Origin of the sequence: Rhodococcus koreensis (genome assembly GCF_900105905.1) — a bacterium.
GTDB classification, from domain to species: Bacteria; Actinomycetota; Actinomycetes; order Mycobacteriales; family Mycobacteriaceae; genus Rhodococcus_F; species Rhodococcus_F koreensis.
In genome coordinates, this window is record NZ_FNSV01000005.1 from 618,949 (window position 1) to 639,231 (window position 20,283).

Genomic DNA, 20,283 nt, shown 5'->3' on the forward strand with positions numbered 1-20,283 from the left:
TGGATTTCCGAGTTCGCCACTCAGTTCGGTGCCGGCACCTCGCGGGGCGGCCACGGTATGAGCACAGCACCGGACGCGGTCGACGGATCGAGGATCCGGACGGTGTCGGTATCGACCGGAATCGCGCTCGCGGAATGGGAACCGCCGACGGCCAGACGGTTGCGTGCAGGCACCGCCCGTGTTGTACGTGGCGTCGGTGAACTCTTCCGGACGGTGATCTCGGCGTCGTTGAAAACGCGGGGCCCCCGCAGTGCAAACATGCCGAACGTCACCGCGAGCACCAGCACTCTCAGCCGGACCCGCACACTGCGATCGTATGGTGGGCGCGGTGTGACGCCGTGAAACACTCGGACCAGCGTCGGGCTGCTTGCGAGTAGCCGTTGTTCGATCTCGCACAGAGCATTTCGTTCATCGTCGCTGAGCACAGCGCACCTCCCGGACTCCCCCGGCGAGGTCTTGGTGCCGGGACGACCACTTTTTATATCGTATCACGATAAAAATGTTTCGCCAGTAGCACGGGAAGGCGCGGCGTCGGCCACCCGGTTGACTGCGCTCCTCGCCGGTGGTTCGGTAGTGGACCTTCTTCGTGCGCGAAGGCACTCGCGCCCAACCACATATCCGGTCCCATCGCTCGATCCGTATGCGACTTTCGCGAAAATCACGGTCGACATCCGGCACCGCGGTAAGCCCGGCCCCTGCCGGACACGAAGGTGATTGCGCGCCAGTAAAGGTGGGGATGCCGCCGCTACCCCCTTTTCTAGCAACGGTCGGGGATTGGTGCGGTCGGTGATGTCGCCGCATGGGCGCCGGTCCCGCACCGCGCGAATAGGGGTTGCGGTAGAACTCGCCGGGAATCGGGCGGATATGCCTGGGTGGGCTTTTCGAGCTGTACTTCTCGTTCAGTACCGGGAGTAGTGCTGTCCAGTCGCCGGTTCGCCAGCGCAGATGCACTTTCGGCCGAGGTTTCGGTCCGAGGTCGCGGCGCAAAACCGAATACCGAGCGCATCGTGGGAATCCGGGCTGTGCGGACATGCCGTGCAGCACGGCGTTGATTCCAGTGCCCGTTCAAGGCTCGACACATTGGTCGCGTTCGACGCCATGGCGGCGCTCCAGTTCTCGGCCCTGCGATCGGGCCGGTTCGGGCGCCGAGGACGACATGGCTTGACCGCGCATGTTCGGGCCCTCGGCACCCTCAAGGCTACACGTGCCCGCCGGCTCCTTTGGCTCCGCGGGTGAACGACCCTCTCCCGGAACCTATTGCGATGACGCGTCGAGGGTTCACAACGTCCCGACGACCCTTCCTCGGCCCTCGGCGATCCTGTCGCAATTGCACCCGAACGAGTCCTCGATGCTTTCGTTGCGGAATCGTCCGCCCGTGCTCATCGCTCCGCTGCACGGGGCAGTGCGGGTGCTGATGCATGATGTGTTCCTGTGCGTCCTTCTTCTGAGGGAATCGGAAATCGTCTGCGCTGGAATCACGACCGCCAATCGGCGATACTTTGTCGACATTGCCGCGTCGGTGGCCGATCGCACGGCGGGGCGTTACGCACTCGTCGCCGTGGCATCGACGTCGGCGCTGTCTTCAAGGACTCGTCGCACGATGTCGGGCAATGCCCCGTTCAGGCGTGATGACCACGAGAACATCCCTGGTGTATCGTATGACGATATATAGTGCGGCGGTTCTGACGACTGAAGGGGCGAGGTGCCGTGACTGCAGAGGAGCACGTGGAGTCGGAGCCGTTGACGAAGCGGGATTTCGAGGCACTGGCACGTTTCCGCTTCGGTATCCGCCGCTATGTGCGCTTCAGTGAGGATACGGTCCGTGACCATGGCCTCACCCCGCAGCACTACCAGCTGCTGCTCGCACTCAAGGGATTTCCCGGCCGCGAATGGGCCACCATGCGAGAGTTGGCCGACCGCCTGCAGCTGCGTCATCACAGCGTGGTGGAGCTGGTCGACCGAGCGCAGAAGCAGGGTCTCGTGGAGCGCGCGCCGCACCCGTCCGACGCGCGAGCGGTACGGGTGGAGTTGACCGAGCACGGGCAGCTGATCCTGGCACGTCTGAGTGCGATGCACCGCGACGAACTGCTGCGCCTCGGACCCGCCCTCGAGTTACCCATCTGGGACGACCCTCCCCAGGATCGGTGACGTCGCGTCCGTTCGTCGACCGCCCGGGGCCGTGATCGGTCGCCCGCACATCAATCCCGGTTCCCATCAGCTGCCGGTCGGCGAAGATGCGATTGCCCGAGGGTCGGTAGGCACCGAGTGAGGAGCTGGCGCAGTCGGATCCCGGACATCGGGGACGTCGCGCTCGTGGGCGCAGGTTCTGCGGTAGGTGGTGCGACGTAGCCGGCCTCGGCGGGACTCGGGCGAACACCACAGACTCCGGCGATGCCGTCAAAACCTAGACGAGTCGGCGTTCGTCCAGTCGCGGAGCCAACTCGTCGGGGGGTCCTCTGTGAGCAGGTCGCCGGGCTGCAGCCACTCGTGTAGGTCCGCGTAGGTCATCGTGCGGTGCCCCTGAATGCGCCGGTTGAGCATCGACGGATCGAGGTCGCAGAAGTCGTCCAGCCCCATCGATGCCAGGATTTGTTGGGCGCTCGCGACGGTGGATCTCTGGAGGTTGTACACCCGGGTGGTCTTGTCCGGAACATTCAGTGCGCGGGCCCGGCGGGCGTCCTGGGTAGTGACACCGACGGGGCACCGGTTGGTGTGGCAGCGTTGGGCCTGGATGCAGCCGACCGCGAACATCATCGCGCGGGCAGCGAGGGTGAAGTCCGCTCCCTGGATCAGGCGTTTGATGATGTCGATTCCGTTGGCGACCTTGCCCGAGGCGCCGATCTTGATCCGGTCCCGCAGCCCGGTGCCCACCAACGCGTTGTGCACCAGCATCAGACCTTCGGTGAGCGGCATCCCGACGTGGTCCTCGAATTCGAGTGGGGCAGCCCCGGTTCCGCCCTCAGATCCGTCGACGATGATGAAGTCCGGGGTAATGCCGGTCTCGATCATGGCCTTGCAGATGGCGAGGAATTCCGTGCGGGAACCGACGCACAGTTTGAAGCCGATCGGCTTTCCGCCGGACAGTGCACGAAGTGTGGTGATGAAGTCGATGAGCTCGAGCGGTGTGCAGAACGCGCTGTGGGAGGGCGGCGAGATCACGCTCTGCCCGACCGGCACCCCCCGGGTTCGGGCGATCTCGGGGCTGACTTTCGCGGCGGGCAGTACGCCGCCGAGCCCTGGTTTCGCCCCCTGGGAGAGCTTGATGGAGATGCATTTGACCTGCGGAAGGGCGGCCTTGGCGGCGAACTCGCCGGGATCGAAGTGCCCGTCGGCGTCGCGGCAGCCGAAGTAGCCGGAACCGATCTCCCAGATCAGGTCGCCGACCTGCGCGAGGTGGTAAGGACTGATACCGCCCTCGCCGGTGTCGTGGGCGAACCCGCCGCGTGCCGCGCCCCCGTTGAGCGCCTCGATGGCGTTGCCCGACAGGGCGCCGAAGCTCATCGCCGAGACGTTGTACAAGGCGATGTCGTACCCCATGGTGCACTGTGGACCGCCGATCCGAACATGTGGTGTGTCATCGGAGGCCGGATGCGCGCGCAACGAGTGGGTGACGAACTCGTATCCGGTGGCGGTGACGTCCCGTTCGGTTCCGAACGGTTCCACGTCCTTGGTGCCCTTGGCGCGTTCGTACACCGTCGTGCGGGTGTCGCGGTCGAACGGTGTTCCGTCCGTGGATCGTTCGATGAAGTATTGTTGGATCTCGGGGCGTATCCTCTCGAGCATGAACCGGGCGTGGCCGATCACCGGATAGTTCCGCAGCACACTGTGCCTACGCTGCAGCAGATCCCAGGCGCCGACCATGGCGATCGCCGCCACGATCACCGTGCCGAGCAGCCACCACGCCGAGACGAAGAAGACCAGCAGCAGCGACGCCGACCCCAACACCCAGGCGCCCGCGATGACCAGCCACCGGATCATGGGAATCCCTCCCGGCGCGTGGTCGCGGACGCACCCACCCTCCGTTGCGACCCCCGCGCACCCGACCGAGCAGGTCCGGCCGAACCGGAAGCGCCGTCGGTAAATCCAGGAAGTCCCGACGAGTTCGAACAGACCTGTCGACACCACTGAGACGGGGGCGGTGTCTCGGGGGTTCGCGTCCGTTCCTGCTGGGGCATGAGCGTCACCGCGCACCTCCCGGCACCCGATCGGCCAGGTACCTCAAGAGCTCGTCCGGGTCGGCCAGTTTCGCCGGGTCGACCCGCTCACCGGAGCGCACCAGCGCCTCGATGGCATCGGTGACCCCCCAGGTGTTGACGTTCATGCCGGCCAGCACCCGCCCGTCCCGCATCCAGAAGGCGATGAACTCGCCGGCGGCGACGTCGCCGCGGAACACGACCGAGTCGTAACTACCGTGCGGGACGTAGCCGGAATACTCCATCCCGCTGTCGTACTGATCGGAGAAGAAGTAGGGCACCTGGTCATAGGCGGTGACCCGGCCGATCATGTTCTCCGCCGCCACCGGTCCCTGGTTGAGGGCGGCCGACCAGTGCTCGAGGCGCAGATGAGTTCCCAACAGCGGGTAAAAGGTGTTGGCGACGTCCCCGGCGGCGAACACGTCGGGGTCGGTCGTGGCCAGGTGTTCGTCGACGACGATCCCGTTGTCGACCGCCAGCCCGGCCGTCTCGGCCAGTGCGGTGTTGGGCACGATGCCCACCCCCACGACGATCGCGTCCGCCTCGACCACGGTGCCATCGGTGAGGCGGATTCCGGTGGCCCGGTTGTCCTTACCGACGATCTCGCGCACCCCGGAGTTCAGGCGCAACTCCACACCGTGGTCGCGGTGCAGGGCGGCGTAGGTTTCGGCGACCTCGGCGCCGAGCACCGCCAGCAACGGCAACTTCGATCTCCCCACCACCGTGACTGCGCAGCCCGCCGCTCGGGCGGCGGCCGCGGTCTCCAAACCGATCCACCCCGCCCCGACGATCGCCACCCGGTCCGCCGCGGCGAACGCGGCCTTCATTGTTTCGCAGTCGGTGACCCGGCGCAGGTAGTGCACCCCGTCCAGATCAGCGCCGGGCACCTGCAGCCGGCGGGGCGACGAACCGGTGGTCAACAGCAACTTGTCGTATCCGAGCCTCTCGACGCCGTCGATGACCACCTCGTGTTCGGTCCGGTCGAGGGCGGTGACCGGGGTCCCCACCCGCAACTCGATGTCGTGGTCGGTGTACCACCCGGCCGGGTGAATGTAGATCTTCTCCCGCGCGGTGGTGCCTTGGAGGTAGGCCTTCGACAGTGGGGGTCGGTCGTAGGGGCGGTCGGTCTCGTCGCCGATGAGAACGATCCGTCCGTCGAACCCGCCGGTGCGCAGCGCCTCAGCGGCCTTCGCACCGGCCAGTCCGGCGCCCACGATGACGAATGTCTGCTCTGCAGTGGCCATGTCATGTCCTTCTCTGATGCGAGGTGTTTCAGGTGTGAGGACCGATTTCATGCGTTGCGGTTCAGGTCGCGGTGTCCTGTTCACCGCGCGCCGTCCGTATCGCGCGCCCGGTCGGGTCGGGTCGGGTCGTGCCGGTCATCGTTGCGCCAGCTGGTGGGCTTTGGCGTGGAGTTCGGTGAGCAGATCGGCGTACGACTGGTGAAAGGCGGTGACACCCTGGTCTTCGAGGGTGCGGCCGACGTCGTCCATGTCGATGCCCACCGCGGCGAGCTCGCCGAGGACGGTGGCCGCGGCGACGGGGTCGGTGTCGATGGAGCGCGTGAGGGTGCCGTGATCCTCGAATGCCGTGATGGTGGCCTCGGGCAGCGTGTTGACGGTGTCCGGGCCGATGAGACTGTCGACGTAGCGGGTGTCCGGGTAGTCGGGGTTCTTGGTCGAGGTCGATGCCCACAGTGGCCGTTGCACCCGGGCGCCGCGGGCGGCGAGTGTCTCCCACCGCGGACCGGTGAAGCGGTCCCGGAAGATCCGGTAGGCGAGGCGGGCCTGGGCGATCGCCGCCCGACCCCGCAACCCTGGGGCCTCGGGGTCGCCGCTGTGCTCGAGTCGTCGATCGACCTCCGTGTCGACGCGGCTGACGAAGAACGATGCGACGCTGCGCACCGCGGCCGGTTCCCCGCCCCGTGCCGCCAGCGTCTCCAGACCCTGCAGGTACGCCTCGATCACCTGTTCGTAGCGGGCGAGGGAGAAGATCAAGGTGATGTTGATGCTGACGCCCTTGCCGATCATGTCCGCGATCGCCGGTATTCCCTCCGCGGTCGCGGGGATCTTCACGAACACGTTCGGTCGGGCGATCCGTTCGTGCAGTCGCCCGGCCGCGGCGATCGTGGCGTCGGTGTCCCGTGCCAGTTCCGGGGCGACCTCGATCGAGACGAACCCATCGGTGCCGCCCGAGGTGTCGTAGACGGGCCGCAATATCGCGGCTGCGTCGACGACATCGGCCGCGGCGAGCTCCCAGTACGCGTCCTCGACCGCGAGTCCCTGGGCGATGAGCGCCGCGAACTGTGCGTCGTAGGCATCGGAGCCGGCGATGGCCCGCGCGAAGATGGTGGGGTTGGCCGTCACCCCCCGGATCCCGGCGGCCACGAACCCGGCGAGGGTGCCATCGCGCAGGTAGGGGCGGGTGAGGTTGTCCAACCAGGGGCTTTGTCCCTGCTCGCGGTACAGACGATGCAACCGGCTCACCGCTGCCCCTACCGATGGGGGTGGGAATCTGTTCATCGCCGTGCCTCTCGTCGTTCGGGCGTCTCATCCACGCCCACTTGGCTCCCCGCTCTGCCGGCGTGTGCACCGTGTCACTGCCGGTCGGTCGGTGGTTGATCTCGTGTGGTGAGAAACTTCGATGGATCGCTGCCCGCCCGGGCCCCGGCGGTGAACCACGCCGCGAATCCCTGCGGATCGCGGCGCTCGATCTCGTCGAGGTACTGCTGACGGATCCGGGCAAGTCGCAACCGGTCGGTGACCGACCTGGCGTTCTGCAGCTCCGCGAAACTGGTGCGCCAGCCGCGGCACAACGCATCGCCGGACAATTCCGCACAGCTCGGCGGCGGTGCCGCCGGGGAACCCGGAGCGCTCGCCTCGTCCGGATCACACAGAGCAGAGGGCTGCCGGGAGAGCAACTGCGCCAACGGCGGCCAGCTTCGAAGCCACCGCGCCACCGGCCGGGCGGTGACCGTCAGCACGAGCACCAGCGGCACGGCCGCAGCGCCGGACAGCGCGATCAGGCCGACAATGCCGATCAGGGCCGCGCCCGCGGTAGCGGCGTTGAGTGCGGCGGTCGGCAGCGATGAACGCGGCGTGGCGGTGGCGGACCTGTCGGCCACCATCGCGGTCAGGCCGCCGCCGGTCACTGCCGCCGCGAACGCCGCGGACACGAGGACGTCGGGGTGGACGGTGAAGATCGCGACCGCGAAGCCGACCAACCCCAATGGCACGGTCACCACCCACCAGAGGATTCGATAGACACCCATGGGATGTAATCCCTTGCAGAGATATGGCTTTGAGCGATGCGGACCGCCCTCGACCCACTGTGTCACCGAAAAGAGTGACGAACGGTGAGCCGTCATGGGTCCCCGGTTCGGGGGTTTCCAGATGCGGTCCCGATGGTTCGCGGTGTGATGCGCGACGAGCGCGTCCTGGCACGCAACGCTTGCATGGAGCGCCGCGGTCGCGGTGCGCCGGAATGCCGGTGCTCGGATGGGCGGGTCCGTCGATCGACGCGCGAGCCGATCCGGCGCCTCGCTCCTGCCGGTTCGTGTCCGTCAGGGACGGGCGGCGGTGCCCGGGGGCGAGTGTGCGTGTGCGGACGCTGCGTGGTGGACCACGACACAGCACCGGTCCGGTCGCGGGTCCAATTCTGCGTGCGCGTCGTGTTGGGTGCTCCCGGCGATCGCGCCCTCGACAAGGCGTAAATTCAACCCGCACACCACGTCCAGGTGGTCACGGGCGACATGGTGAAAGGGGCAGTTGCGTAGGTCGATACGGCCGTCGTCGGCGACCTGGGGCAGGTATCCGCAGCCGCGGAGCGCCGCCAGGAGATCTCCCCCGGTGTCGGCGACGGCCCGCTTGCCGGCGTCGAGCGCGGCCTCGTTCACGGCCGCCCGCACGGTTCCGCTGGTGTCCTGTTCGACCGAGGAGACGAGCAACCGTGCGAGCAGTTCATAGTCCCGGGGCGGCACGCTGACGGTCATTTCCGTCGTGGCCCGGGTGTAGAACTTCGCGGGACGGCCGGCGCCGGGCCCGCCGCGGCCGGCCGGCCGCTGGTAACTGACCGTCACCAGGTCGGCATCGGCCAGCTTGTCGAGGTGATAGGCCGCGAGGGTCCGGCCGACGTCGACGGCGGCGGCCGCCTGCTCCCGCGAGACCGGTGCGTCGCTTTCGGTCACGTAGTCATACAGCCTGCGCCGCAACGGATCATCGAGGTTGCTCAACGCCGCCAGCACCGCCGGCGCAGCGGATCGCGGAGTGGACATACCCCGACTGTAACACCAAAAAGTATTGACAAATAGGTGTGGAGGGAAGATTCTAAAAATGAGTCCTATTACTTTTACAAAGGGGTTTCTGATGACTACTCCCACGCCCGACTCGTCGGCGACCGCACCCACACCCGGCACAGCCCTGCAACGCGCTCGCAGCGACCCCGCCTACGGCGCGTTCCTGTTGCTGCGGATCGGATTCACCGTGCTCCCGATCGTCATGGGCATCGACAAGTTCACGAACGTGCTCACCACCTGGGAAAACTACCTGGCGCCGTGGATCGTCGACCTCAGCCCGTTCAGCGCGCACCAAACCATGCTGGTCGTCGGAGTGATCGAAATCGTCGCCGGCATCGCCGTCGCGATCAAACCACGCTATGCGGCCTACATCGTCGCCGCCTGGCTCGCCGGAATCGTGATCAACCTACTGAGCTACCCCGGCTTCTACGACATCGCACTGCGTGACTTCGGACTGATGCTCGCCGCCCTCACCCTCGGCCGGTTGGCCTACGTGTACGACCCGGCCTGGCACCGGCGCACCGCACTCGCCCCGAAACTCAGTGCCGCCTAGCCGACCCCGACGTGCGTCCCCTCGCTCCGGGGCGCGCGCCGTTGGCACCCTCATCATTTCGTCCACCCGCCCGAGACCGCTGCGCTTCGCCGGGTGGACGCCACCCACCACCACTGCGGAAGGAACCCGGCATGCCGTCGACCGCGACACTCCACGTTCTCCATCAGGCACCAGGACGAGACCTGGCTGCGGCCGAAGAGGCGGCAGCGGCGTTCCTCGAAGCTCTCGGGATCGACCTGGACTCGGAGAGCCTGCGCCAGACGCCCCGCCGCATGGCCCACGGCTACGCCGAACTGTTCACCCCCCGCGCCTTCGATCTGACCACCTTCCCCAACGACGAGGACTACGACGAGCTCGTCCTGGTCCGCAACGTCCCGCTGCGATCGGTGTGCGAGCATCATCTGCTGCCGTTCGCCGGTACCGTGCACATCGGGTATCTGCCCGGCGAACGCATCATCGGATTGTCCAAGCTCGCCCGCGTGGCAGAGCATTTCGCCTGTCGACCCCAAGTTCAGGAACGGCTCACCAAGCAGATCGCGGGCTGGCTCGACGAACACCTGCATCCTCGGGGTGTCGGGGTGGTCATCGAGGCCGAGCACAGTTGCATGACCCTGCGCGGGGTGCAATCGGTGGGATCGGCCACCGTCACCTCCGCCCTGTTGGGAGCGTTGCGCGATGATCCTCGTTCGCGCCAGGAATTCTTCGCCCTCGCCGGCGTCCACGCCTGACCGGGTGGGTGGACGACCCGCGGCCCGTCATTGCTTCGGCCGGGCGGCACGCCGAGCGCTGCGCCGCTGCGCGTTGCGGTCTCGGCCCGGCACCGGGCCGGAGCGGACGTCGGGCACGAGGGCGGGCCACCGGTGCCTGCCGATCAGGACCGCGCCCGGGGGCGGTCCCAGACCACCTGGCCGTCGGCCCGCACCCGAGCGCCCTGCGCCGGGAGGTGCGGGGTGCGCCGGCCGTCGTGCATGAGGTGCTCGACGCGCACCCCGCGCCGCAGGACTGCGACGTCGGCGACGAGCCGGCGGTGGCACCGCCACCACACGCTCTCACTGCACATCATCGCCGTTTTCTGCCGCGCCGCCCGATCCAACAGCTCGGTCAGTGCCGCGGCGAACTCGGTGGTGCGGGTGTGTACGGCATAGGCGGCGAACTGATCGACCTGCCACCACGGATCCTCACGCGGCTCGCCGGGCGGCAGGCGGCGGCGACCGCCCAGTCGCGGCTCCCAGCGATAGCCGATCCCGGCGGCCGGCAACCAGTGCGTCATCATCTCGCTGCCGACATCGGGATTGCGGCGACTGCCGGGATACCGGCGAATGTCGACCACCGCATCGACGCCGGCCGCGGTCAGCAGCGTGGTCAGCTCCTCCCGACCGAGCCGGCCGTGGCCCACGGACAGCAACATCGCCTCACCACCTCCCCCTGCCGGAGACCACACCGCCCCCGTGCGCGATCGAGGTCGGCGCCGGGCATACCGGGCCGGCTAGCGTCGCGCCAGGTGAGCGATGCAGGTCCGGGGCGTTTCCCACGGGATCAGCCGATTGTCGGTTTCCGGTGCACCGAGCCGGTCGAGGACGCCGCGCATCAGTCCCAGATGCAGCGTGCACACGACGTTCGGGCTCTGCCGGGCGACCGACTCGAACGGGCAGGCATGCAACCGGATTCGCATTTCCTCGGGTTCGGACTCGAGCTCGGGGTCGAATCCCATCTCCGCGAACAGGGTGGTGAGGGTGCTCGCGGCGTCCTCGATCGATCGGGGTGCCCCGGAGGTGCCGATGAGGTCGCCGAGTGCCCACGCCCGCCCGGCCGCCTCCGCCCGGCCCACGGGGTCGCCGCCTTCGCCGCCGGCCCAGTGCGCCGCCAACACCCGAGCCAACCCCTGGTATCCGGAATCGGCGTGCCCCGGTTCGAGGGGGGCCAGCGCCCGGTAGAGCCGACGCGGGCGGCCGCGCGCCGGATTCCGCTCGGGTTCGGCCGAGACCAATCCGGCGCCGGTCAACGCGTCGAGGTGGAAGCGAACCGTGGTCACGTGCAGCTCGCACAGCGCCGCCAGTTCCCCGACGGTCATCGGCGTCGGACTGGCCCGCAAAGCGTCCAGCAGCTGGACCCGCCTGCGCGAGGCCAACACCGCGTGCGTCCCGGCGCGTCCGGCACCGGTTCCTTTTCGTATCGCCATACTGTATGACTTTAGAGGAAGGGATTCCTCTAAAAAAGGGTTAGCTTCCCGGAGGTGGCCATGACCTATGTGATCGCAGAGCCGTGCATCGATGTGATGGACCGGGCCTGCGTCGAGGAATGCCCGGTGGACTGCATCTACGAGGGCGGCCGGTCGCTGTACATCCACCCCGACGAATGCATCGACTGCGGCGCATGCGAGCCGGTCTGCCCGGTGGAGGCCATCTACTACGAGGACGACCTGCCCGCCCGGTGGGGCGCGTTCACCGACGACAACGCCCGGTTCTTCCACCGCCCGCTCCCCGGCGCGAGTGCCGCACTGGGGATGCCGGGAGGGGCGGGCAAGCTCGGCCGGCTCGCCGCCGACACCGAATTGGTCAGTGGGCATCCACATTCGGACCCCGCCGCTACCGGCGAGGGGTCCCCCTGCGGCGGCGGCGCATCGTGACACCTCTCACCGTGGACGTCGTCCCCGCCCGCCCGTACCCACAACGGCGCGGGATCAAGGGGACGTTCCTCTACCAGGCCGCCACCACCACCGACCCCAAGATGCTGGGTCTGATGTACATGGTCACCTCGTTCGTGTTCTTCATGGTCGGCGGGTTGATGGCACTGCTGATCCGCACCGAACTCGCGGTCCCCGGTCTGCAGTTCCTGTCCAACGAGCAGTACAACCAGCTGTTCACGATGCACGGCACCATCATGCTGCTGCTGTACGCGACGCCGATCGTCTTCGGATTCGCGAACTACATTCTGCCGCTGCAGATCGGCGCCCCCGACGTGGCGTTCCCCCGGCTGAACGCGTTCAGTTACTGGCTGTACCTGTTCGGCGCGATCATCACCGTGTCCGGGTTCCTCACCCCCGGAGGGGCCGCGGACTTCGGCTGGACCGGGTATTCCCCCCTGACCAGCGCGGTGCATTCGCCGGGGGTGGGCGGCGACCTGTGGATCACGGGACTGACGTTGGCCGGTGTGGGCACCATCCTCGGTGGCGTCAACATGATCACCACCGTGATCTGTTTGCGTGCGCCGGGGATGACGATGTTCCGGATGCCGATCTTCACCTGGAACATCTTCATCACCATGATCCTGGTCCTGATCGCCTTCCCGATTCTGGCCGCGGCACTGTTGGGCCTACTCGTGGATCGGCACCTCGGGGCGCACCTGTTCGACCCGGCCACCGGCGGCGCCCTGCTCTGGCAACACCTGTTCTGGTTCTTCGGTCACCCCGAGGTGTACATCGTCGCGATCCCGTTCTTCGGCATCGTCTCGGAGATCTTCCCGGTCTTCAGCCGCAAGCCGCTCTTCGGCTACACCGGCCTCGTCTACGCGACCATCGCCATCGCCGCACTGTCCACCGCGGTGTGGGCGCACCACATGTTCGCCACCGGCGCCGTTCTGCTGCCGTTCTTCTCGCTGATGAGCTTCTTCATCGCGGTGCCCACCGGGGTGAAGTTCTTCAACTGGATCGGCACCATGTGGAAAGGGCAGCTCACCTTCGAAACCCCCATGCTGTTCTCGCTCGGTTTCCTGGTGACCTTTCTGTTCGGTGGCCTGTCCGGCGTGTTGCTCGCGAGCCCGCCGCTGGACTTCCACGTCACCGACTCCTACTTCCTCGTCGCGCATTTCCACTACGTGCTGTTCGGCACCATCGTGTTCGCCACCTACGCCGGCATCTACTTCTGGTTCCCGAAGATGACCGGACGGCTGATGGATGAACGCCTCGGCAGATGGCACTTCTGGACCACGTTCATCGGTTTCCACACCACCTTCCTGGTCCAACACTGGCTCGGCGCCGAGGGCATGCCCCGCCGCTACGCCGACTACCTCCCCACGGACGGGTTCACCACCCTCAACACGATCTCGACGATCGGCTCGTTCGTCCTCGGCGGGTCCGTGTTGCCGTTCGTCTGGAATGTCTTCAAGTCCTACCGGTACGGCCAGGTGGTCACGGTCGATGACCCCTGGGGTTACGGGAACTCGCTCGAGTGGGCCACCAGTTGTCCCCCGCCGCGGCACAACTTCACCGAGCTGCCCCGAATCCGTTCCGAGCGCCCCGCGTTCGAACTGCACTACCCCCACATGGTGAAACGGATGCGCGCCGAAACGTACGTCGGCCGACGGCCCAAGTCGGTCACGGTCACCGCGGGCACCGTCTCCGAACCCGAGCGAGAAACGGGCCGGCGATGAGTGACACCGCCCATCGTTCCCACAGTTTCCTGCGGTGCCCCGAAGCCGATGCGGCCACGATGCCTGCACGGCCGCGGTCCGATGAACGGCGGCGACCGGCCGACCCCGCGGGGCGACCGCCGCACCCGTCCACCGGAGACCGTCCGTCGGACCCGTGCCCGCCTGACAAGGTGGGTGGCACATGACTGAAGTGGCGCGCTACACGCAGTTGATCCTGCCGGTGTTCTGGCTCGGGATGGTGGTGGCGATTTCGTTTCTCGAGGCGCCGATCAAATTTCGGGCCCCGGGCGTGACCCTGGCCATCGGGCTCGGGATCGGCCGGAGGGTCTTCCTCGCACTCAACGCGGTGGAGTTGGTTCTGGCACTGGCATTGTTGGCGTCGTGCGTCGCCGCGCCCCCGGACGCAACCGCGTTGACGGTGCTCGCGCTTGTCACGGTGGTGCTGGTGGTGCAGATCGCGGTGGTCCGCCCGCCCCTGAGTACACGATCGGACCGGATCCTCGCCGGCGAGCACCTGCCACGATCGAGGATGCACCTGGTGTACATCGGACTGGAAGTAGCGAAGGTCGCATTGCTGATCGCGTTGATCTTCCAGCTGTTTCGGGCGGTGGCCTCATGCCTTCACTGACACCAGACGAACCTACGCGCACGGATCTGGCCACCCGCGCCGACCTCGAGGACCTGCTCCGCCGCTTCTATGGGTGCGTGCTCGTCGACGACCTCCTCGCCGACCCGTTCGCCGAGATCCGCGGGAGCGGGCTCGAATCACACCTGCCGATCATGTGCGACTTCTGGGAGACCGTCCTGTTCGGGGCCCGCCTCTACCAGGGCAGCGCCCTGCGGGTGCACCGGAGCATCCACACCCGGCATCGACTCGAGGCACGGCACTTCCTGCGATGGCTCACCCTCTGGTCCACCACGGTCGGGCAGATGTTTCAGGGTCCGATCGCCGAACAGGCCACAGCCCAAGCCACCAGGATCGCCCGGGCGATGCACCGCAACCTGACCGGCACCGACTCCGCCGAACTCGATGCCCTCACCTCCCGACTTCACCGTCGGGTCCGCGAGGACCACACACCTGATCGCTGCCCCGGCGGTCTCCACGATGACGGAACGGCGTCGCATCGCCGGGCGCACGAGGCCACGGATCTCCCGGAAAACCACCACAATCCGCGCCGAACAGAGCAGACAGTGGCCGCAGACCCCCCGGGGTCATCAGCGTCGACTCGGATGCGTCCGCGATGGCAGAATACGAAAGGAAGTGTATCAACCGTGAACCAGAAGACATGGTCGGTGAACATCGTCATCGACGAACACAAATCGGCGGAGACCGGCGCCCAGACCCGAGCGAGGGCCCGCCTGCGTACCAGCGGCCGGGCCGCCTTCGTGGGAACGGGACTCGCACGGCGCAATCCGCGCCATACCGACGTCCCGGAGGTCAGCGACGACATGGCCGCTGCCCGCGCCCTGGCAGACCTGTCGCATCAACTCTACGAAGCAGCCGCGCAGCGGGAAGCGGTCACGCGCAGCGCGCTCACCTCCGCGCGTGCCGCCGTCTTCGGCCGTCGACGTTCCTCCGCCTGAACACCGGCACGCACGAAACCCCTTTCGTTCCGGGCGTGGGGCGGCGCCCGACACCTGCATTCCCACGGACAATCCTCCACAAGGACATCACGATGAGCGAACAGATCTTTCACATAGCCCTCGCCGACGACTGGGAAGGCGCCGCACGGTTCGGAGAATACGAGGCGTCCACCCGCGCCCACACACTCGATCAGATCGGATTCATCCACGCCGCGACCGCGGAGCAACTCGAGCACGTCCTCGCCACCGTCTACGGTGACGTCAATCTTCCCCTGGCGGTGATTGTGATCGATCAGGACGCACTCCGCGATGCCGGTGTCGACGTTCGCTGGGACGAGAGGGCGGGACCGTCGGGTACGCCCGGTCGGTGGGTTCCGCGGATCATGGGAGCGGTGCCGCTGGATCCGGACATCGTGGTGGCGACCATCCCGCTCGAGAAACACGGTGAGAATTGGACCGTCCCCGACCTTTCCGGGTACCGCGTCGGCGAGGCGGCGTCGTAACAATCCCCCGCCCGTACACCCAGATCACCGCTGTCGACACACGGCGGCCGGCGCGGGGGCCAACTGTGCAGATTCGCGCGCGGGCCGCATCGGTAGGGGTGGTGCACAGTGTGGCTCGGGCGTGTACGAGTGCCTCACATCACCAGATGCCCGTCGAAAGAAACCCGGGGCCGACAGATTTCGAGGTGTCGAACATCATCCACGAGTCACTCTCAAAGCAACGTGTCGCAGAGCGTTCCGGAGAACGATCGCCGCAATCATCCCGGCATCGCCCCCCTCATCCCGGCCCAGAACCTGGCACCAGTAGCGCCGCGTTTCGGGCAACCTGACTCACCCCGCCACCAGCCTGGCCACGCACAGTTCGGGTTCGACGAACGGCTCGAGGTGAGCCGAGATGGCCGGTTGATGCGGCTTTCTGTTTCCCTCGGTCGTTGACGTGTCCAGCAGACCCTGCAGCAACCCCCGATGCACTCCGCACACCACCTCGGGATGCGACCGGGCCAGATCCCGTACCGGGCAGGCGTGCAGGCGAATGATCCGTTCACGTTCGCCCGCGGGGCCGCCGCTGTCCGTCGACGACGGTGTCGACGGGCCCGGCGCCGAGACCAGCTCGGGGCCGAACCCCATCCGCGCGAAAGCATTCGTGGTGCGCGCCGCCGCGTGATCGAGCGCATCATCGGCATCCGACTCCGGGGTGTGCCCGCCGTCACCGGTGCCTGCGCTGCGGGAAGCCGCCATCCGCGTGGCCCATTCGTGCCCGGCATGCTGCGCGCGGCGAGCACGCGTCTGCACCGTCTGGCCCAGCTCCATCGCGAGGACGTCGGCGAGAGTCCGGTAGTCCACGCGTTCCTCGATCGCCAGATAGCCGGTACGGGGCCGGCCGGCGCCCGGCCGGTTCATTCGGGTGCGCGTGATCGCACCGTCGTCACACAGCGCGTCCAGATGGAACCGCACCGTCGACACGTGCACACCGATCTGTGATGCCAGTTCGACGGCGTCCACCGCACCCTCGTGCTCACGCACCATCCGAAGAACACGTTCCCGTTTCCGGTTGCGCGGCAGGAAATTTCGCCGCGGCCCCCGGGTATCGCTTTCCTCGTCCACCTCGTCACCTTTCATTCTACCAATTTAAAGGATATACTTCCGTTAAATACTAGCCGCATCACAACAGCAGAGGTAGGGGATGACGGTCGACACCATCTGCGATTCCGACTTACCGATGACGACGACGCAGTTCGAGCTCTTCGGTCCCGAATTCACCCAGTTCGTATTCCCCTACCAATGCGCAATCTCAACGTTGATCACCAAAGTGCAAATCCTGCGAAAGGGTTTCACGCACCTGGATCGACACTGTCCTATCGAGCATGTCTCATCACGGGTGAAATCCCCCGACAGCATCATGGCCAAAGCGCAGCGCCTGCGCTGCCCGCTCACGGTCGCCGACATTCGTCAGAACATCCGCGATATCGCCGGAGTCCGCATCACCTGCGGTCTCATCTCGGACACCTACCGCGTTGCGGACCTTATCGGCGGTCAGCCCGATGTCACCGTGCTCGAGGTCGAAGACTACATCGCGAAGCCGAAATCCAATGGCTACAAGAGTTTGCATGTGGCAGTCGAGATCCCGGTGTTCTTGAGCGACCGGGTCGTCCAAGTGCCCGTCGAGCTGCAAATCCGGACAATCGCCATGGACTTCTGGGCCAGCCTCGAGCACAAGATTTACTACAAGTACCAGCGCTCCGTGCCCCGCCGATTGTTGCAGGAGCTGACCGAGGCCGCCGATGTCGCGCACCGACTCGACAGGAAGATGGAGCGGCTGCACAACGAAGTTGCCGGTCTGAAGTCGGCGGTGGACTCCGACGACGGTCCACTGCGCCTCGAGGCCTTCGACCACGATCATCGCGATCGCTCACACTACCGTTGCGCGAAACCACACAACTCGACCGCCGGGCCGCTCGTGCGATACTCGCCGGCAGGTGGTGTGGATGTCTGCCGAAACACCACACATCTCACTGACGCAGTGTTGCAGGGCGACACCCGAGAATGACCCAGCACTGCACCCACAGCATGCCGACGAAACCCCAATCCGTAAATCCCACGACAACCGTTTCACCAATCACCAACAGGCGGGAGGCCACTCATGTCCACACCAACCTTGCATGTGGATGCCTCGAAGGCGACACCCTCACCCGGTCGAGGACTGCGATTGCGGCTCAAGCCCGCCCAGTCCCGCGGATTCGTGCAGGGCGCCTGGTGGCCACGATCGACTCACCTCACCGATGAGCTTCCGGCCCTACTCACGGCGCTCTCGCGGCGGCTGGGCCCCATCGACCGGATCGCCTACGACGAGAACGGCTGGGCGCCAGCACCGTCGCGTATCGACCACGCAGGCAACACGGTGGACCTGCGACACTCCAAGGACCAGTCGAGCAATACACTGGCGATCACCGGCGAGAAGTTCGGACGGCTGGTCCTGCTGGTGGTCCCTCCCTACACCGACCCGGTCTTCGCCTACGCGACCATAATGACGGCGGCGAGTCCGCGCGACGTCTCCACCGCCGACGAACTGCTCGCGATCGGTGCGCGCGAGGCCGAGGATCGCCGGCTGGCACTGCGCGCCCAACACCGCTGGGAGTCCGAAGGCGGAGCACTACACCACCGAGGAGACAGGTCTGTGCGGCCGCGCCGCACCGGCGACCGCGAACGGGTGCGATACGGCTGAGTGAGACCCGGGGGGTCACACATCTTTTCCGTCCACCCTGCCACCGCCACAGTGATCCTCGACAACGGGCGGTCAGGGTGACAGCACCCAGTGCCCTCGTGGACAACGCGTGCGACAGCAGCCCGTCGAGCCACGCGCGAAACGTTGTCCAACGGACGCGAAATTTACCGCATGCGCTCGCTCGGAAGTCGTGCGCGTCGCGGCGCGGTCATCGTGTTCCACCATTCACCTGGTGATACACGACTCCACGGCGCAGAAGCGTCCGTACCGCTGAGTGAATGGGACACGTGCTCGCAGGATCGCAAGACGGTGGGGTCAGTGCCTTTTCATGTCCGCGGGTAGTTCGGCGGATTACCTACGGCCTCACCGAAGAGGGTGGAACCCAAAGTTCGGCATCCACAGGATGACCCACCGTCTGGTGCTGGTGCTGCTCCTCCAGTGCCACTCCCCCTGCCACCACCAGTCGCATAGCCGAGAGACACTGTCGTTCCGGCCCACTCACACTACCGAGCACCCAGGTGATACAGCCCGTACAAGTGCTGCTTGGTACAATTGTCGTGCACACCACGGCACGGATGCCAACGTCGTTTGCGTGCCGTGGGACGCGAAAAGCCCTCCTCCGATGGGATTCTCACATTGAGGTTCCGTCTCAGTGGAAGTATGACGAGTATGCGAAGACGCTGGCCGGCCGCACCCCCACCCTCCTGGCGCGGCGTGGGTATTGTTCACGGGCGTTCCGTTCTCGCCGCGGGCCTCGGGATCACCGTCGAACTCATCGACCTTCTTCGCTACCCGGCCGGGGTGGAACTGCGTCTTGCCCTCACCGCCTACGGGCACGCGGCCCAGCAGGCACGCTATGAAACACGACCGCTGACCGACCCCGGAGACCCGTCGCCGCGGTGGTCGTTCCTCCGGACGCACGTGCGCGCCGGAGATCTCACGGGCGAGGCCGACCCGTACCAGGCCCCGATCCTGTCGACCGGAACGACGCGGTTAATCGACTTCCGCACCACGCCGCGGTACTGGATAGACGGAATCCCCGCGCCGGTGTCGCTCATGGTGACCGTGGAATGGGCCCGGATCGGACTGGCGGCAACGTCGTCGACCATCGAGATCGGACCCGTACCCCACGCCCTGCCCTAGTAGGACTGCGCCAGGCGGTGTGGTGGCACAGTCGGCAGGTACCGATTCAACGAGCAAGTGCGCGTTCGCGGAGGGTGGGCGTAGGGGGCAAGTCCTGTCCAGCCGATTCATTACAAGGTGGACGAACCTCAGACGCGGGCAAGTCGCAGATTGCGCACTTTGAGTCAATCAGCGGGTGGTGAGGAAACGGTGGGCGGCGGTGACCACGGGTCGCGTGGTGGTGCCCGCCGAGCCAGGAGGGCCCCTCGAAATGACCCAGTCCGAGCCCGGTTTTCAGTTCCCGGTAGTCGTGCTCGATGCGCCATCGGATCGCACGTGGTGGCGTACCGCACCAGCCGGTGACCACGGGAGCGGGCAGTTCACCGCAAAAGCGAGCTGAGCGCGGGTGGTGTCGACGTACCGTCGAGGCACTCGTGTATGCGACGCAGGGTGGCCGCACAATCGGACCGCTCGGTGGGGTCGAGTTGGTCGAGGATCCGACGTAACTCCCCTTGCCGTCGAGCATTCACTTGCTCGACGACGGCGCGCCCCCGCGCCGTCGATTCCAGGGTGGCGACGCTGCGATTCGATTGATCCGCGCCTCGTCTGAGGTACCCGGAGGCGAGTAGACGATCCGCGAGGCGGGTGACCGTCGAGGCGGCAACACCCAGTGCTCGCGCCGCCTGACTCGAACTCACTGTGCCCTCCTCGCTCAGCACCATCAGCAACCTCAGCTGCGGCAACGTGACCTCGACGTCGCCGCCCTCGATGCTGCGCAGCGCCACACCCACGAGATCTCGGGTGGCGACCTCGAATGCTCGCAGATCCTCGGGACTCGTGCTCACCGACTCGTCGTCACCGCCGCGTTTGCGCATAGCTCAAGTATTGCAGAAGCTACTGTAAGCCTTGCATGCTGCAAGAACTTGGGTAGCTTGGCGGGTACT

At 66.6% G+C, this 20,283-nt stretch carries 23 protein-coding genes and 2 pseudogenes; 12 read left to right on the forward strand and 13 right to left on the reverse strand.

What is annotated here, in order from left to right:
- Nucleotides 1-20: 20 nt before the first annotated feature.
- The 3 genes and pseudogenes from BLV94_RS07295 to BLV94_RS49935 all read right to left on the reverse strand — a co-directional run bounded on the left by BLV94_RS07295 (nt 21) and on the right by BLV94_RS49935 (nt 1,100).
- On the reverse strand, nt 21-305 hold the full coding sequence (locus BLV94_RS07295) for a hypothetical protein (protein WP_244163878.1): 285 nt from the start codon (nt 303-305) through the stop codon (nt 21-23).
- 3 nt (nt 306-308) lie between these two features.
- Nucleotides 309-425: pseudogene (locus BLV94_RS50655) on the reverse strand (DUF3040 domain-containing protein); the annotation flags it as partial.
- Nucleotides 426-899: 474 nt separating this feature from the next.
- Nucleotides 900-1,100: an RGCVC family protein gene (locus BLV94_RS49935; RefSeq protein WP_244163537.1), complete on the reverse strand. Its 201-nt coding sequence runs from the start codon at nt 1,098-1,100 to the stop codon at nt 900-902.
- A gap of 275 nt (nt 1,101-1,375) precedes the next feature.
- On the opposite strand from BLV94_RS49935, the gene BLV94_RS50660 reads away from it, so the two are divergent.
- Nucleotides 1,376-1,672 (forward strand): hypothetical protein, encoded by a 297-nt coding sequence (locus BLV94_RS50660; RefSeq protein WP_244163538.1) that lies wholly within the window; start codon nt 1,376-1,378, stop codon nt 1,670-1,672.
- A gap of 35 nt (nt 1,673-1,707) precedes the next feature.
- The gene (locus tag BLV94_RS07315) at nt 1,708-2,148 is read left to right on the forward strand and encodes a MarR family winged helix-turn-helix transcriptional regulator (RefSeq protein ID WP_011599175.1); all 441 of its coding nucleotides are present in this window, start codon (nt 1,708-1,710) and stop codon (nt 2,146-2,148) included.
- 249 nt (nt 2,149-2,397) lie between these two features.
- On the opposite strand, the gene BLV94_RS07320 is transcribed toward BLV94_RS07315, so the two are convergent.
- The 5 genes from BLV94_RS07320 to BLV94_RS07340 form a co-directional block, all read right to left on the reverse strand.
- Entirely contained in the window at nt 2,398-3,978 is a 1,581-nt protein-coding gene (locus BLV94_RS07320) for an FMN-binding glutamate synthase family protein (protein WP_072943983.1), read from the reverse strand.
- Nucleotides 3,979-4,180: 202 nt separating this feature from the next.
- Entirely contained in the window at nt 4,181-5,437 is a 1,257-nt protein-coding gene (locus BLV94_RS07325; protein WP_007300320.1) for an NAD(P)/FAD-dependent oxidoreductase, read from the reverse strand.
- A gap of 135 nt (nt 5,438-5,572) precedes the next feature.
- The gene (gene tal / locus BLV94_RS07330) at nt 5,573-6,715 is read right to left on the reverse strand and encodes a transaldolase (RefSeq protein ID WP_371851559.1); all 1,143 of its coding nucleotides are present in this window, start codon (nt 6,713-6,715) and stop codon (nt 5,573-5,575) included.
- Between the two features lie 74 nt (nt 6,716-6,789).
- Nucleotides 6,790-7,464, reverse strand: a complete 675-nt coding sequence (locus tag BLV94_RS07335) for a hypothetical protein (protein WP_007300318.1) — start codon at nt 7,462-7,464, stop codon at nt 6,790-6,792.
- Nucleotides 7,465-7,755: 291 nt separating this feature from the next.
- Nucleotides 7,756-8,466 (reverse strand): helix-turn-helix transcriptional regulator, encoded by a 711-nt coding sequence (locus BLV94_RS07340; RefSeq protein WP_007300317.1) that lies wholly within the window; start codon nt 8,464-8,466, stop codon nt 7,756-7,758.
- Between the two features lie 91 nt (nt 8,467-8,557).
- Here BLV94_RS07340 and BLV94_RS07345 point away from each other — a divergent pair, with 91 nt between their 5' ends.
- Together BLV94_RS07345 and folE are read left to right on the forward strand one after the other, a co-directional pair.
- Nucleotides 8,558-9,040 (forward strand): DoxX family membrane protein, encoded by a 483-nt coding sequence (locus BLV94_RS07345; protein WP_072943952.1) that lies wholly within the window; start codon nt 8,558-8,560, stop codon nt 9,038-9,040.
- A gap of 131 nt (nt 9,041-9,171) precedes the next feature.
- On the forward strand, nt 9,172-9,768 hold the full coding sequence (gene folE, locus BLV94_RS07350; protein ID WP_007300315.1) for a GTP cyclohydrolase I FolE: 597 nt from the start codon (nt 9,172-9,174) through the stop codon (nt 9,766-9,768).
- A gap of 143 nt (nt 9,769-9,911) precedes the next feature.
- Here folE and BLV94_RS07355 read toward each other — a convergent pair whose 3' ends face one another.
- Both BLV94_RS07355 and BLV94_RS07360 read right to left on the reverse strand, forming a co-directional pair.
- Nucleotides 9,912-10,448, reverse strand: coding sequence for a DUF488 domain-containing protein (locus tag BLV94_RS07355; protein ID WP_007300314.1), 537 nt, complete (start codon nt 10,446-10,448; stop codon nt 9,912-9,914).
- Nucleotides 10,449-10,526: 78 nt separating this feature from the next.
- Nucleotides 10,527-11,219, reverse strand: coding sequence for a helix-turn-helix transcriptional regulator (locus tag BLV94_RS07360; RefSeq protein ID WP_072943953.1), 693 nt, complete (start codon nt 11,217-11,219; stop codon nt 10,527-10,529).
- Between the two features lie 60 nt (nt 11,220-11,279).
- Between BLV94_RS07360 and fdxA the strand changes: the two genes are divergently transcribed.
- The 5 genes from fdxA to BLV94_RS07390 all read left to right on the forward strand — a co-directional run bounded on the left by fdxA (nt 11,280) and on the right by BLV94_RS07390 (nt 15,495).
- On the forward strand, nt 11,280-11,666 hold the full coding sequence (gene fdxA / locus BLV94_RS07365; RefSeq protein WP_072943954.1) for a ferredoxin: 387 nt from the start codon (nt 11,280-11,282) through the stop codon (nt 11,664-11,666).
- Nucleotides 11,663-13,408 (forward strand): aa3-type cytochrome oxidase subunit I, encoded by a 1,746-nt coding sequence (gene ctaD, locus BLV94_RS07370; RefSeq protein ID WP_072943955.1) that lies wholly within the window; start codon nt 11,663-11,665, stop codon nt 13,406-13,408. Before fdxA ends, ctaD begins: the two co-directional genes overlap by 4 nt.
- A gap of 181 nt (nt 13,409-13,589) precedes the next feature.
- Complete coding sequence (locus BLV94_RS07375) at nt 13,590-14,036, forward strand: hypothetical protein (RefSeq protein WP_072943956.1); 447 nt, start codon at nt 13,590-13,592, stop codon at nt 14,034-14,036.
- Between the two features lie 644 nt (nt 14,037-14,680).
- Entirely contained in the window at nt 14,681-14,992 is a 312-nt protein-coding gene (locus BLV94_RS07385) for a dsRBD fold-containing protein (RefSeq protein WP_072943985.1), read from the forward strand.
- Nucleotides 14,993-15,084: 92 nt separating this feature from the next.
- Nucleotides 15,085-15,495, forward strand: coding sequence for a DUF952 domain-containing protein (locus BLV94_RS07390; RefSeq protein WP_072943957.1), 411 nt, complete (start codon nt 15,085-15,087; stop codon nt 15,493-15,495).
- A gap of 330 nt (nt 15,496-15,825) precedes the next feature.
- Here the strand turns inward: BLV94_RS07390 and BLV94_RS07395 are convergent, their stop codons facing one another.
- Nucleotides 15,826-16,614 (reverse strand): helix-turn-helix domain-containing protein, encoded by a 789-nt coding sequence (locus BLV94_RS07395; RefSeq protein ID WP_072943958.1) that lies wholly within the window; start codon nt 16,612-16,614, stop codon nt 15,826-15,828.
- Between the two features lie 64 nt (nt 16,615-16,678).
- On the opposite strand from BLV94_RS07395, the gene BLV94_RS07400 reads away from it, so the two are divergent.
- The 3 genes from BLV94_RS07400 (at nt 16,679) to BLV94_RS07410 (ending at nt 19,360) form a co-directional block, all read left to right on the forward strand.
- Nucleotides 16,679-17,542: a GTP pyrophosphokinase gene (locus BLV94_RS07400; RefSeq protein ID WP_072943959.1), complete on the forward strand. Its 864-nt coding sequence runs from the start codon at nt 16,679-16,681 to the stop codon at nt 17,540-17,542.
- 159 nt (nt 17,543-17,701) lie between these two features.
- Complete coding sequence (locus tag BLV94_RS07405) at nt 17,702-18,217, forward strand: DUF5994 family protein (RefSeq protein ID WP_072943961.1); 516 nt, start codon at nt 17,702-17,704, stop codon at nt 18,215-18,217.
- A gap of 714 nt (nt 18,218-18,931) precedes the next feature.
- Entirely contained in the window at nt 18,932-19,360 is a 429-nt protein-coding gene (locus BLV94_RS07410) for a hypothetical protein (RefSeq protein WP_072943987.1), read from the forward strand.
- A 168-nt stretch (nt 19,361-19,528) separates the two neighbouring features.
- Here BLV94_RS07410 and BLV94_RS48545 read toward each other — a convergent pair.
- A pseudogene (locus BLV94_RS48545) lies at nt 19,529-19,670 on the reverse strand (IS701 family transposase); the annotation flags it as partial.
- Nucleotides 19,671-19,719: 49 nt separating this feature from the next.
- The gene (locus BLV94_RS07420) at nt 19,720-20,214 is read right to left on the reverse strand and encodes a MarR family winged helix-turn-helix transcriptional regulator (RefSeq protein ID WP_072943963.1); all 495 of its coding nucleotides are present in this window, start codon (nt 20,212-20,214) and stop codon (nt 19,720-19,722) included.
- Nucleotides 20,215-20,283: the final 69 nt, after the last annotated feature.

Excerpts from the sequence above, each read along its gene's own strand:
- BLV94_RS49935 (WP_244163537.1), bottom strand. The coding sequence starts at position 1,100 with ATGGCGTCGAACGCGACCAATGTGTCGAGCCTTGAACGGGCACTGGAA.
- BLV94_RS07320 (WP_072943983.1), bottom strand. The coding sequence starts at position 3,978 with ATGATCCGGTGGCTGGTCATCGCGGGCGCCTGGGTGTTGGGGTCGGCG.
- BLV94_RS07325 (WP_007300320.1), bottom strand. The coding sequence starts at position 5,437 with ATGGCCACTGCAGAGCAGACATTCGTCATCGTGGGCGCCGGACTGGCC.
- tal (WP_371851559.1), bottom strand. The coding sequence starts at position 6,715 with ATGAACAGATTCCCACCCCCATCGGTAGGGGCAGCGGTGAGCCGGTTG.
- BLV94_RS07335 (WP_007300318.1), bottom strand. The coding sequence starts at position 7,464 with ATGGGTGTCTATCGAATCCTCTGGTGGGTGGTGACCGTGCCATTGGGG.
- BLV94_RS07340 (WP_007300317.1), bottom strand. The coding sequence starts at position 8,466 with ATGTCCACTCCGCGATCCGCTGCGCCGGCGGTGCTGGCGGCGTTGAGC.
- BLV94_RS07345 (WP_072943952.1), top strand. The coding sequence starts at position 8,558 with ATGACTACTCCCACGCCCGACTCGTCGGCGACCGCACCCACACCCGGC.
- folE (WP_007300315.1), top strand. The coding sequence starts at position 9,172 with ATGCCGTCGACCGCGACACTCCACGTTCTCCATCAGGCACCAGGACGA.
- BLV94_RS07355 (WP_007300314.1), bottom strand. The coding sequence starts at position 10,448 with ATGTTGCTGTCCGTGGGCCACGGCCGGCTCGGTCGGGAGGAGCTGACC.
- BLV94_RS07360 (WP_072943953.1), bottom strand. The coding sequence starts at position 11,219 with ATGGCGATACGAAAAGGAACCGGTGCCGGACGCGCCGGGACGCACGCG.
- fdxA (WP_072943954.1), top strand. The coding sequence starts at position 11,280 with ATGACCTATGTGATCGCAGAGCCGTGCATCGATGTGATGGACCGGGCC.
- BLV94_RS07375 (WP_072943956.1), top strand. The coding sequence starts at position 13,590 with ATGACTGAAGTGGCGCGCTACACGCAGTTGATCCTGCCGGTGTTCTGG.
- BLV94_RS07390 (WP_072943957.1), top strand. The coding sequence starts at position 15,085 with ATGAGCGAACAGATCTTTCACATAGCCCTCGCCGACGACTGGGAAGGC.
- BLV94_RS07395 (WP_072943958.1), bottom strand. The coding sequence starts at position 16,614 with ATGAAAGGTGACGAGGTGGACGAGGAAAGCGATACCCGGGGGCCGCGG.
- BLV94_RS07400 (WP_072943959.1), top strand. The coding sequence starts at position 16,679 with ATGACGGTCGACACCATCTGCGATTCCGACTTACCGATGACGACGACG.
- BLV94_RS07420 (WP_072943963.1), bottom strand. The coding sequence starts at position 20,214 with ATGCGCAAACGCGGCGGTGACGACGAGTCGGTGAGCACGAGTCCCGAG.